The 11912-nt window shown below is 58.3% G+C and carries 15 protein-coding genes; 7 read left to right on the forward strand and 8 right to left on the reverse strand.

Features of this window, described 5'->3' with window-relative positions:
- Positions 1–596: ABC transporter permease (locus VNZ65_RS08390; protein WP_325667927.1), on the reverse strand; the 596-nt coding region annotated here is incomplete at its 3' end.
- Positions 597–750: 154 nt separating this feature from the next.
- On the opposite strand from VNZ65_RS08390, the gene VNZ65_RS08395 reads away from it, so the two are divergent.
- Positions 751–1116: a hypothetical protein gene (locus VNZ65_RS08395; RefSeq protein WP_325667929.1), complete on the forward strand. Its 366-nt coding sequence runs from the start codon at positions 751–753 to the stop codon at positions 1114–1116.
- Positions 1117–1227: 111 nt separating this feature from the next.
- The gene (locus tag VNZ65_RS08400) at positions 1228–1713 is read left to right on the forward strand and encodes a DUF4019 domain-containing protein (RefSeq protein WP_325667931.1); all 486 of its coding nucleotides are present in this window, start codon (positions 1228–1230) and stop codon (positions 1711–1713) included.
- 48 nt (positions 1714–1761) lie between these two features.
- On the opposite strand, the gene VNZ65_RS08405 is transcribed toward VNZ65_RS08400, so the two are convergent.
- Both VNZ65_RS08405 and zwf read right to left on the reverse strand, forming a co-directional pair.
- Positions 1762–2433 carry an HAD family hydrolase gene (locus VNZ65_RS08405; protein ID WP_325667933.1) on the reverse strand — a complete coding sequence of 224 codons (672 nt, stop codon included), beginning with the start codon at positions 2431–2433 and terminating at the stop codon, positions 1762–1764.
- Positions 2417–3817, reverse strand: a complete 1401-nt coding sequence (gene zwf / locus VNZ65_RS08410) for a glucose-6-phosphate dehydrogenase (protein WP_325667934.1) — start codon at positions 3815–3817, stop codon at positions 2417–2419. Before zwf ends, VNZ65_RS08405 begins: the two co-directional genes overlap by 17 nt.
- 225 nt (positions 3818–4042) lie before the next feature.
- Here zwf and VNZ65_RS08415 point away from each other — a divergent pair, with 225 nt between their 5' ends.
- Positions 4043–4597, forward strand: coding sequence for a DUF1003 domain-containing protein (locus VNZ65_RS08415; protein ID WP_325667936.1), 555 nt, complete (start codon positions 4043–4045; stop codon positions 4595–4597).
- A gap of 32 nt (positions 4598–4629) precedes the next feature.
- Here the strand turns inward: VNZ65_RS08415 and VNZ65_RS08420 are convergent, their stop codons facing one another.
- The 4 genes from VNZ65_RS08420 to VNZ65_RS08435 form a co-directional block, all read right to left on the reverse strand.
- Positions 4630–4914 carry a hypothetical protein gene (locus VNZ65_RS08420; protein WP_325667938.1) on the reverse strand — a complete coding sequence of 95 codons (285 nt, stop codon included), beginning with the start codon at positions 4912–4914 and terminating at the stop codon, positions 4630–4632.
- 288 nt (positions 4915–5202) lie between these two features.
- Positions 5203–6369 carry a tetratricopeptide repeat protein gene (locus VNZ65_RS08425; protein ID WP_325667940.1) on the reverse strand — a complete coding sequence of 389 codons (1167 nt, stop codon included), beginning with the start codon at positions 6367–6369 and terminating at the stop codon, positions 5203–5205.
- Between the two features lie 64 nt (positions 6370–6433).
- Entirely contained in the window at positions 6434–6874 is a 441-nt protein-coding gene (locus tag VNZ65_RS08430) for a CBS domain-containing protein (RefSeq protein ID WP_325667942.1), read from the reverse strand.
- Positions 6875–6906: 32 nt separating this feature from the next.
- Entirely contained in the window at positions 6907–7341 is a 435-nt protein-coding gene (locus VNZ65_RS08435; RefSeq protein ID WP_325667944.1) for a hypothetical protein, read from the reverse strand.
- Between VNZ65_RS08435 and VNZ65_RS08440 the strand changes: the two genes are divergently transcribed.
- Genes VNZ65_RS08440 through VNZ65_RS08450 form a run of 3 tightly spaced genes read left to right on the forward strand, consistent with a single transcriptional unit; the run spans position 7301 to position 9087 of the window.
- Positions 7301–8305, forward strand: a complete 1005-nt coding sequence (locus VNZ65_RS08440; protein WP_325667946.1) for a sensor histidine kinase — start codon at positions 7301–7303, stop codon at positions 8303–8305. The genes VNZ65_RS08435 and VNZ65_RS08440 overlap by 41 nt on opposite strands.
- The gene (locus VNZ65_RS08445; RefSeq protein WP_325667948.1) at positions 8302–8667 is read left to right on the forward strand and encodes a response regulator; all 366 of its coding nucleotides are present in this window, start codon (positions 8302–8304) and stop codon (positions 8665–8667) included. Before VNZ65_RS08440 ends, VNZ65_RS08445 begins: the two co-directional genes overlap by 4 nt.
- A gap of 42 nt (positions 8668–8709) precedes the next feature.
- Positions 8710–9087: an Hpt domain-containing protein gene (locus VNZ65_RS08450; RefSeq protein WP_325667950.1), complete on the forward strand. Its 378-nt coding sequence runs from the start codon at positions 8710–8712 to the stop codon at positions 9085–9087.
- Positions 9088–9265: 178 nt separating this feature from the next.
- On the opposite strand, the gene VNZ65_RS08455 is transcribed toward VNZ65_RS08450, so the two are convergent.
- Complete coding sequence (locus VNZ65_RS08455; RefSeq protein WP_325667952.1) at positions 9266–9565, reverse strand: hypothetical protein; 300 nt, start codon at positions 9563–9565, stop codon at positions 9266–9268.
- 328 nt (positions 9566–9893) lie between these two features.
- Between VNZ65_RS08455 and katG the strand changes: the two genes are divergently transcribed.
- Positions 9894–11912, forward strand: a 2019-nt coding sequence (gene katG, locus VNZ65_RS08460; RefSeq protein WP_325667954.1) for a catalase/peroxidase HPI, incomplete at its 3' end; no start/stop codon positions are given.

Raw genomic sequence — 11912 nt, forward strand, 5'->3', positions numbered from 1 at the left:
CCGACGGTGCGGGTGTAGTCGAGCAAGCCCCATGGCGTCAGGCCATAGACGTTGACATACGCCAGCAGCAGTACGATCAGGCCGCTGACCGTGGCCAGGGTCGCTACCGAGAAGGCGCTGGCGATCACGCGCGGCACCAGGTCCAGCTGCAGCTGCGCGATATCGAATTTTGCCGAATCTTGCGCGGCCATCGCGGCAGTCAGCGGCGAGCCCGCGGTATTGAACGCCAGCCCGGCGCGCAGCGCCACGAACAGCGCGGCAGACAAGGGGATCAGTTCCAGCACCAGCACCCGCACCACCATTTCCAGCGCGTAGCGCGACAAGCCGTAGCTGAGGGCGGTGATGATCACGATGCGGATCAGCACCAGGCTCAGCAAAGTCGACAGCAAGGTGAACCAGGGCAGGATTTGCCAGGTGCTGGTGTAGATATAGCGATAGGTGGTGTGGCGGTTGGCGCGATGGTAGGTGGATGGCGAGAAGCCCATGACCAGTGCGATGCCGGCCAGGTGCAGCATGGACCACCAGCTGCTGATCGCACGTACGGCGGTCACGGCCCATTGCTCGGGTTTCAGATAGCGGGAGGAGGTCGAATGCATGGCTCAATGATAACGCAGCGGGTCCGGCAACGGTTCGTGAGATTGACTGGCCTGGCGGTATGCATGCGGCGCTTGCTTGAAGAGCTGTAGCAGTCGCCAGCGCCGCTTTTTCATTTTCGCAACGGCGAATGTTAATTATTGTTGCGGCGAATAAATGAAATTACCTACGGGAAAAGTTGGTGTATCCATAAGAGCCGCTACACGCGGTGAAGATAAAACGACCGAGGACAATAATGATTGCACCGCAATACCGGTACGGTTCTTTTTTAGTTGCGGTTCTGCTATCGGTTGGCAGTCTTTTATGGCGTGGCGCGGCATTCGCCCAGACAAGCGGCGTCAACAAATCGTTCAATCCAGTCGCAGGGTGGAAGTAACGATTACCACTGAATGGTCGACTGCGGCGATTCAGTGCCGGCGATTTTCCAGGGAGGTGACGACAGGAACAGGAGCAGCGCAATGGCCCGGTTCGGGCCGCTTTTTCGTCCGTAGCAAGTTCTTCGGCATTGCTACGCTGCGCTAAGCCTGTCGGCGACAACAACCGCGGAGATTGAATAAAAAATAATTTCGTTTATGATAAGGCGCGTACCGGCTTCCGGATCTTCATTGTGTTTTGTTTACTGGGAAGAGAAAAATGACCGCATTGCTCTCATTAAGAAAATTTTCCGGCGCCGCCGGTTTCGCCCTGGCTAGTCTGCTGGCTGTCCAGCCTGCGCTGGCCCAGTCAGGCGCATCGATCGACAGCGCCGTCGCCACCGCGACGCAATGGGTGGCGCTGGCCGACAGCAATCAGGCCGACCGCATGTGGTCCCAGAGTGGTTCTTCCATGCAGAAAAGCATGAGCAAGGAAGACTGGACGAAGTATCTGGCGGCGGTGAAAGCGGAAGTGGGGCCGCTGAGCAGCCGCAGCTGGGAGCAGATCGTTCGGGTCAGCAATCCGGCCGACCTGCCGCCTGGCGAATACCTGAATATCGCTTTTGCCTCGCGCTTCGCCAAGGCGCCGACGGTAGAAAAGGTGTCGCTGATGCAGGCCGGCGATAAATGGATACCGGTCGGCTACGTGATCACCAAATTCGTGCCAGCGCCAGCGCCAGCACCGGCGGCCGCCGCGCCAAAATAGGCTGGCGGGCCAGAACTCCTGGCCCATGTGCGAGGATCGTTCCGGAGCCTACGTCAGCAGCGCGGAAAAATCTTGCTTTAGCAGGTCGCTAAAATTTTCCACGGTGATGTCGGCTGCCGGATAGGCGGCAAGATTCTTCGGGTCCAGCGCATAGTGTCCCTGGCGCGGAAACACCGTGGTCAATTGTGTGCTCCAGGCGTTCTTCATGGCGCTCAGGATGCTCAGCTTGTCGTCCACCATGACGTAGTGGCGGGATGGATACAGGCGCGTGACATCGTCCAGCATCTGTTCCTTGTGGACGTAGATCAGCACCCGGCCTTCGACCACTTGCCAAAGTCCTGAGCGCTGGATCTTGCGCGGCTGGAAGACGGCGTCGCCATCGGACAGGATGACAGTGCGGCCCCATTGCCTGAGATGGGCGACGGCATTCAGCGCGCCAGGATAGATCAGGTCGGCAAACGGGTAATCGATCAGGAATGCCGACATCAGCAGCGTCCTGGCATCGTGCATATTGGCCAGCCGAAAGCGCTGCATGGCGCCGAGATAATCGACATAGCCGAGTTCTACGCGCAACTGTTCGAGGATTGCTTTATAGCTGTCGCGCCCGGCGGCGCCGAACTCTTGCGCCAGATGCTGCATCAGGTCGTCGATCAGGCGATCGTTGTCGAGCAAGGTATTGTCGACATCCAGCAGGAACACTACGTCATCCATTGCCGCCATTGCTATCCTTGGTCAGTTGCGGGTTGTGCCAGCCGCCGTCTGCCGCCGTCAGCCTGTCGGCGGCGGCCGGCCCCCAGCTTTGCGTTTCGTATATCTCCAGCGGCACGCAGTTGCCGAGCACCGGCATGACAGTGCGCCAGGCAGCCTCGATGCTGTCATAGCGGGCGAACAGCGAAGCATCGCCCTGGATGGCGTCGCCGAACAGGCGCTCATAAGGCGTCATTTCGTCGCCGGGATGGCGCTGGGCCAGCAGCTCCACCGCTTCGCCATGCATCGCTTCGCCAGCCAGTTTGACGCGCGCGCCCATCGATATCAAGGCGTCGGGGCCGATACGGAAACGGAAGTAATTTTCCTGGCCGGCGCCGGTGGTATCGAAGACCGCCTGCCGCGGTTTTTTCAAGGTTACCATGATCTCGCTCGCCGTCAGCGGCATTTGCTTGCCGGCGCGGATGTAAAACGGTACGCCGGCCCAGCGTGCGTTATCGATATTCAAACGCAGGGCGGCGAAGGTTTCGACGCTCGATTCGGCGGCGACGCCTGGCTCTTCCAGGTAGCCGCGAAACTGGCCGCGCACAACCTGCGCCGGACTGAGCGGCTGCATGGCCTGGAATACGCGCAATTTTGCATCGCGTACGGCGTCGTCATGATGGCTGGCGGGCGGCTCCATGGCCAGCAGCGCTGCCACTTGCAGCAGATGGTTCTGGATAACGTCGCGCATCGCGCCGACGCTATCGTAGAAGCTGCCGCGTCCCTGCACGCCGAACGATTCGGCCATGGTGATTTGAACCTGCGCTATGTGGCTGCGGTTCCACAGCGGTTCGAGAAAGCTGTTGGCAAAACGGAAGTAGAGCAGGTTTTGTACCGGCTCCTTGGCCAGGTAGTGATCGATGCGATAGATGTCGGCGGCAGGAAAAGCCTGCAGCAGCGTCTGGTTCAGCGCCTGCGCCGAGGCGAGGTCGCGTCCGAACGGTTTCTCGACGATCACCCGGCTGTTTTCCGCGCAGCCCGAGCGCGCCAGCCCCTTGATCACATTTTCAAACATCTCTGGCGGAATGGCGAGATAGTGCAGGGGATGGGCGGCCTTGCCCAGCAAGGTTTTCAGCTGGCGGTAGGTGGCGTCGTCCTGATAGTCGCCGCTGAGATATTGCAGGCGCGACGACAGCTTGCCGAAGGCGTCGGCGTCAAGCTGGCTGTGCTGCTCGATGCTGTCGCGCGCACGGGCGACGAACTGCTCCTTGCTCAAGGCTGACCTGCCGATGCCAATGATGGGAAGATCCAGGCGGCCGTGCTTGATCATGGCCTGCAGGGCCGGGAAAATCTGTTTGAAAGCGAGGTCGCCGGTGGCGCCGAAAAAAACCAATGCGTCAGACGCAGCTTGGGTCATATTTACCTTCCGGTTGGAGAGAAATGCGGTCCGGTGCGGCCGGCGCTGCTGCTCGCACTGAGTTTCCGCTGAAACGGCGCGGCGGTCTGTACGGCAGCGCGCATTGATATCCGGCGTCTTGGAATAGCATATGGTTTGCCTGGAAAATTGCAAGGACCTGAATGGGCGAGTAGGGTAGAGGCAAGAGACGCAGATGAAGCGTGCCGCAGAACAAAGGAGGTTGCCATGGATAAGCAAGACCGTGGCCAGGCTGAGCCGGGCGCTCAGATTGGCCAGAACATCGAAAGCATTCTGGCGTTCTACCAGCAGGAAGAACAAAAGCTTAGCGCTTCGCAACGCCTGCTTGAGTATGTCAGCAATTTTGTCGGACGGCCTTATTTTTTAAGCGTGATCGTGTTGTTTGCCGTGCTGTGGATATTGCTCAGCGTGGTCGGGCGGGCGGCAGGCTGGCATCACTTCGACCCGCCGCCGTTCTTTTGGCTGCAGGGCATCGTAAGCTTGTGCGCCTTGCTGATTACGACGGTGGTCTTGATCAAGCAGAATCGTCTCGCCAGGTTCGAAGAGCAGCGCCAGCACCTGGAGCTGCAGGTGAATTTGCTGACCGAGCAAAAGACCACCAAGCTGATCAATCTGATTGAAGAATTGCGGCGCGATCTGCCGATGGTAAAAGACCGCCACGACCCGGAGGCCGAAGCCATGCAACAGCCCACCGATCCGCATCAGGTATTGACAGCGCTCGACCAGCGGCGCGATGTTCACGCCGGCCGCGAGCGCAAGTAAGAGCTACGCTCCAACCTATCGCCTGACAGGTTTCAGGCTGCTCCGCGATAGGTGCTGAGCTCCGGGGTAAGCCGTTGCGGTCCCTGCAACTGGATAGATGGTTTTTGCCTTTGCGAGTCGGCGACTTTTTCGACGCCGTCGGCGGCGATGGCCTCGAGGAAAGACAAGACGTTGCGATAATAATCCACCCGCATTTCTGCTTCGAGCAACTGTCGTTCCGCTTGATACAAGGCCAGGCGCGTGTCGCGCAGTTCGTTTTCCGCCAGCTTTTCCGGCGTCAGGATATATTTCGTCGCCAATCTGTTAAGCCATCCCATGTCGGCACCTCTTTTGTATGGAGACGATTTGATCTTAAATCGTTCTGTACAATTAAAGCGAATATTTGACATCATTTAACTATATTGTTGCGCGATTTCCACGCGTATATTTACGTGGAACAACAATGCTTCATCAGCGAAGAAACTGCACGCCAAAAGGCAAGCGGCCTAGCGCACATAAGCATGCGATTACAGCGTATAGCGTGGGTTTTTTTTGCTGCCGGCATGCAACGCCGATACCACTGCAATCTTTAGTTGCCGATGCTGCCGGCCGTGGCCTTGCGCTGTTCAGTGCACCAGCAGTGGCGGGTGATAAGACTTCACACGGTCGAGCTTGGCGGCATACAGGTCATGATCGCTGCGGGTGGTGCTGCTCTCCATCGCAATGCTCAGGTGCTGTACAGCCTGATCGATCTCTCCCAGGCGCAGGCAGGCGATGCCAAGCCAGTACTGAAATTCGTGATAGTAGGGATCGCGCGCGATTTCCCTGGTGAACTGCAGCTTGGCGGTCTTGTAGTCGCCCGCGCGCATCGCCGCCATGCCGAGGTTGAATGCCTGGAACGGAGCCACCGGCTGCAATTGCACCAGCCTGGCGCCTAGCGCCCTCGCGCGTGCGGTCTGGCCAAGGTCGTTGAGGACGTCGATCAGATTGAACATGACCACGGTGTTGTCCGGCTCGCTGTCGAGCACTTGCGAGAATGCGCGCTCGGCCAGCTGCAGATTGCCGTGGCGCCGATAGATCACGCCTAGCGTATTGTAGGAAGCCAGGAACCTGGGATCCTGGCGGATCGCCTCGCGCGCCCACCAATAAGCATCGTCCTGCTGATGCTGGGCCAGCGCTTCCGCAGCACGGTTGTTCATGTACATCGCGACGATGGTGTTTTCGCTGATGTCCTGGCGATTCTGGCCGCTGATTTCCTCCGGCGGCAGGAAGTCGATTGTCAGCAGGCTGGCCTGATCGAAGCGGGTGCGGATAGCCCCCAGTTTCTTTCCCAGCGTGATATTGACGTGGCCGCTGGCAAAGTAGATGTCGTCGTTGCGGGTCCAGGATTGGTCGATCAGGACCGTCTGATACTCGATCGGCAGTTCCAGCTCCTTGGCGAAGGCGGCGGTCATGATCACCAGCGACAGGCAGTTTCCGGAACGCGCGGCAAAGGTCTGCGCGGCATTGCGGGTATGCTCGGAGTTATAGTCGAGTTTCAGCTGAGTCTTGTTGTACAAGGCATCGAACAAGCCTTGCTGCACGCCTTTGGCGTGCAGCTGGTAGGAGATTTCGCCGCTGCTCAGGTATTGCCGCATGGACGGGCTGAGCGCGAATACATCGTCGGCGCTGATGCGTTCCGAGGCGGGGGCGAACAATTGATCGCTGAACAGGTTATCCGCCCGCGGCGCCGGCGGCGCAGAGGCGCATGCGGCGAGCAGGAGGCAGAAAGGCAGAACTACCCAGTTTTTCATCTGAGGCCACTATGTCGAAAAATACCGTTTCGAGTCGTCTGCTTCTAATATATACCTGATTGCTTCAAGCCGGGTGCCCCATGATGTAGTGCTCAAGCTGCTGGATGATGAACTGCTGCTCGGAAATAATATCCTTCACCAGGTCGCCGATGGAAATGATGCCGATCAGCTTGCCTTGATCCAGTATCGGCAGATGGCGCAGGCGATTCTCGGTCATTAGCGCCATGCACTGCTCATTGCTGTCTTCAGGCCGCACGTACATGACGGAAGACGTCATGATGTCGCGTACCGAGGTATCTGTCGACGAGCGGCCCTTGAGTATCATTTTCCGGGCATAGTCGCGCTCGGTGACGATGCCGACGATGACCTCTCCTTCGGTCACCAGCAATGCACCGATGCTTCGTTCCGACATCATTTTTATGGCGTCGAATACCTTGGCGCCCGGGGATATGGTGTAGACAGCTTGGTTCTGCTTGGTCTTGAGAATTTGTGCGACGGTTTTCATCTGCGGTCCCTTCAGACTAGCCTGCGGTTACATCAATATTTCCGGCGGAACTTTACTGAGAAAGTAGCGCGTTCGTATTCAAATTGCAAGCGCCGTTGCCGGCGGGGCGGATCCGGACCGAGTCGCGGCTGGCTTGCGACTGACAAATCTAACAGTACAAAAATACAAACGGCTGCACTAATATTGCGTTGCGGAAATTTAATTTTCTCAAGCATAGCATTTAATGACGGATCCGGAATGCGATCCGCCGCCAGGCGGCGAGCTCCGAGGGCAGAATATGCCAGCGCGGTGACGCCATCGTCTGGAAGCGCAAGCTTCCCTTTTTGAAAATGAATGTCAGTGGCCGTTTTTAGTTTTACAGCTGTATTGAAAAAAATAGCCGGATCATCTGCTGCAATTGTTGCGCCGCGCAAGTCGGGCGTGCGCATGGCGATCTTGCTTTTTGCCAGCGCGTTGATCGCCTGCATCTGGGTGGTGACTCTCTATAACGAGACTCAGCGCGAGCTTGAGAGCCAGGCTTTCATTCTGGACCCGCAAGCCGACCCTGCCCAGGCAGAACAGATGACCATGCTCGATGCGCCGTTGGGCGCTAGCCATGTGCAGTTGCACAAGCGGCGCGACTATGCGTTGGCGATGTTTGCGACGATCATCGTGCTGATGCTCACCATGCTGATCCTGTTTCTGGCCAACGGCCTGGTAAGGACGCGGCGCGCGGCGGCATTTTCGAACCAGGCCAAATCGCAGTTTCTGGCCAATGTGTCGCACGAACTGAGAACGCCCTTGAACGGCATCCTGGGTTACGCCGAGCTGTTGCGGGAGGACCTGGCCGGCACTGATGCCTGGCAGTTCGCCCAGGCCATCCATGACAGCGGCACGCATCTGCTGTTGCTGGTCAATTCGGTGCTGGATCTGGAGCGTATTGCCGCCGGAAAAATGGAAGTGTTTCTGGCAACCGAAAACCTGCGCGGCCTGATGCAACAGATTGTCGCGGGGCACGCCTCTACCGCGATGCGCAAGAAGATCGGCCTGCGCCTGGCATTGAGTCCCGGCTTGCCGGTCGAGATCGATTGCGACCGCAGCAAGCTTGTCAGGGTGCTCAATAATCTGATCCACAACGCCGTGAAATACACTAATCAAGGCGCGGTAACAGTACGGGTGCTGCAAGGCGGGGGTAGCTTGATATTCAAGGTGATCGATACCGGCGAAGGGATTCCCGCCAGCTTTCAGGGCGCGATTTTTGAAAAATTCACGCAAGTGGACGGCTCGGACCTGCGCGCGCAGGCGGGCAGCGGCATGGGGCTGGCTTTGGCCAAGGAGCTGGTGAAGTGCATGGGCGGCGCGATAGGCGTGCAATCGCGGCTTGAGCGCGGTTCGATATTCACGTTTACGCTGCCGCTCTCCATTGCGGCAACCAATGCGAAGGCACCATGAAACAGATACTGGTAGTGGATGACAATCCTTTGAACAGCAACCTGGCCAAGGTGATACTGGTCAGGGCAGGACATTCGGTGCAGGTTCTCACCTGCGCGTCCGACGCCTTGCGCTATCTGAACAGGAATCCGGTCGATGTGATACTGACCGACATCGGCATGCGCGACATCAACGGCAAAGAGTTCTGCCATATCGTCAAGAGCCGCCTCAACACGGTCGCCCCACGCGTGGTGGCGTATACCGCGTATGCGATGGAGGGAGAGCTGGCTTCGTTCAGGGCGGCCGGCTTCGACGCCATCGTGGTCAAGCCGGCCTCGCGCCGGCAGATCCTGGCCGCCGTGGATCCCGATGGGGCGTACTGATGCACCCGCCCATACTGCATGACAAGGCCATTTAATCCCTCCATGCCGCCGCGAACCGGCGATCACTTCAGTCCTCAGACTTTGCTCAAGCATGCCTATCAGGACCCTGCCGTCTGCGCCGAGTTGTGCACGCTGTTTCTACTGGTCGCGGGCGAACAGCTCGGCCGGCTGGAGAGCGCTGTGGCGGCTGAGAATGTGCTTGCGACCAGCCATGAATGCCATGCCTTGAAGGGGTCCTTGCTGATAGCGGGAGCACATGCAGCGGTGCGCATGCTGGATCGGATCGAGCTTGAGTTCAACCGCAAAAAACTGCCTTGCCCGCGCCAGGAATTCCTGACGCTGCAAGCCGAGATGGACGCCACGATGCTGGAAGTAAGGCGCTTTCTTGCGAGCAGCGAAGAGTCCGCGGCACAGCTCTGAGAAGATGTTTATACTCTTCATTACCTGAAAAAATGCCGGCATGAGGAAAAATTGCGGCAGCGATATCAGGGCGTGTAACATACCGAGAAAGAAGTTGTCCGATAGTTGCCGCCAAGGCCTGTTAACTTTTGCCGATTGCGTTTACATCCTTAAATTCGGGCGGGACCAAGGATGCGGACTATTCTGCGGGATGATCAGCGCCGTCGTGCCTGCCCATCAGCATGCTGCCGGCGCTGCCAAAAAAAGTGTGCAGGCGCCTGGACATTATCGCGATGGAGCGACGACTAAAATCCATACTGGTGTCGCGCTTCGAATCATTGGTGGTGGTCGCTGCTTCGGTGCTGGGGCTGAAGTGAATGTCAACACGCCCTGGCAGACGGGGTGCATCGGACTTGATCTGATTGTAGCCGGAGGCGATCAGATGCGGATGGTCGAGTGACTCGGACAAGCTCAGTCTAAGTCGGGTGGGTGATTGCATATAGCTATCAACTCAATGAATATAATTAATTTTATATATCAGAGAATTGAAATTACTATGAATACGCTATTTGATAATAAACAGGAGATGCCTCACTAAAAAATGCTTCACTTCCCGGGCGCTATATCGGGCTGCCAGCTTTATGTTTAGTGACCATCGCGGTGGCGCTCATTGCCCTTTGCAACCGACCAGGTATTGCAGTAGCCCCCAACTCGGGATAAGGGCGCCGCAATAGACAATAGTCAAAGTTTGCAAACTGTTGGCCCGAACGGCCTGATCAAAAAGATGTTGTAGTTATCTCACCTACCCACGACAAAGGAGATCTCCCATGTCAACTGAAGCCAAATGTCCTTTCCACCACGCCGGCGGCGGCACAACGAACAAAGAATGGTGGCCGAACCAGCTACGCATTGATTTGCTGAACCAGCATTCCAACAAGTCCAACCCGTTGGGCGAGAAGTTCGACTACGCTGAAGAGTTCAAGAAACTTGACTACAAGGCGCTCAAGGCAGATCTGATCAAACTCATGACCGACAGCCAGGCTTGGTGGCCGGCCGATTTCGGCCACTATGGTCCGCAGTTCATCCGCATGGCCTGGCATTCGGCCGGTACTTATCGCACCCTCGACGGTCGAGGCGGCGGTGGTCGCGGACAACAGCGTTTCGCGCCTCTCAATTCCTGGCCGGACAACGTCAATATTGATAAATCGCGCCGCCTGCTGTGGCCGATCAAGCAGAAATATGGCCAGAAAATCTCCTGGGCCGACCTGTTCATCCTGACCGGCAATGTGGCGCTGGAGTCGATGGGCTTCCGCACTTTTGGCTTTGCCGGCGGCCGTGAAGACGTGTGGGAACCGGACCTGGACGTGAACTGGGGCGGCGAGACCACCTGGCTGGGGACCGACAAGCGTTTCCATGGCGACCGCGAACTGGACGACAATCTTGGCGCCACCCATATGGGCCTGATCTACGTGAACCCCGAAGGTCCGAACGCCAGCGGCGACTACATGGCTGCAGCCAAGGACATCCGCGCCACCTTCAGCCGCATGGCCATGGACGACGAGGAGATCGTTGCCTTGATCGCCGGCGGCCACACCTTCGGCAAGGCGCACGGCGCCGCGCCCGAATCGCACAAGGGTCCCGAACCGGAAGGCGCGGGCATTGCGGCCCAGGGCCTGGGCTGGAACAGCAACTATGGCAGCGGCCACGGCAAAGACACCGTGTCCAGCGGCCTGGAAGTGACCTGGACCAAAACTCCGGCATTGTGGAGCAACAACTTCTTCGAAAACCTGTTCAAGTACGACTGGGAGCTCACTCATTCGCCGGCTGGCGCCAAACAGTGGGTGGCCAAGAATGCCGAGGACATCATTCCCGACGCACATGTGCAAGGCAAGTTCCACAAGCCTACCATGCTGACTACCGATCTGACCCTGCGCTTCGACCCGGAGTTCGGCAAGATATCCAAGCGCTTCCATGAGGACCCGCAAGCCTTCGCTGAAGCGTTTGCCCGCGCCTGGTTCAAGCTGACCCACCGTGACATGGGCCCAAAGGCACGCTACCTTGGCCCCGAAGTGCCGAAGGAAGATCTGATCTGGCAAGATCCGTTGCCGGCTGCGACGCACCAGCCATCAGCGGCCGACATTGCCGATATCAAGGCCAAGATCGCAGCCGCTGGTCTATCGGTAGGCGAGCTGGTGTCGGTGGCCTGGGCTTCCGCCTCCACCTTCCGCGGCGGTGACAAACGCGGCGGCGCCAATGGCGCACGCCTGGCCCTGGCTCCTCAGAAGGACTGGGAAGTCAACGCGAGGGCAGTGCGTGTTTTGCCAAAGCTGGTCGACATTCAGAAGGCTTCTGGCAAGGCCTCGCTGGCTGACGTGATTGTGCTCGCCGGCAGCGTTGGTGTTGAACAGGCGGCCAAGCAGGGCGGGATCTCGATCGAGGTGCCTTTCGCGCCGGGCCGTACCGACGCCAGGCAAGAACAGACGGATGTCGAGGCCTTTGCCGTGCTGGAACCACTCGCCGACGGTTTCCGCAACTACAATAAGGGCAAGTTCAGCGCTGCGACCGAAGCGTTGCTGATCGACCGGGCCCAGTTGCTGACGCTGACGGCACCGGAGCTCACCGCGCTGGTCGGCGGCCTGCGGGTACTCGATGTCAACTTCGATAGTAGCAAGCACGGCGTGTTCACCGACAAGGTCGGCGTACTTAGCAATGACTTCTTCGTCAATCTTCTGGACATGGACCTGGAGTGGAAAGCCGTGGACAGCGAGGCCGAATTGTTCGAAGGACGCGACCGCAAGACCGGCGCGGTCAAGTACACAGGCACGCGCAACGATCTGATCTTCGGT

The sequence above is a fragment of the Collimonas sp. genome, assembly GCF_035566555.1.
Classification (GTDB): Bacteria; Pseudomonadota; Gammaproteobacteria; order Burkholderiales; family Burkholderiaceae_D; genus Collimonas.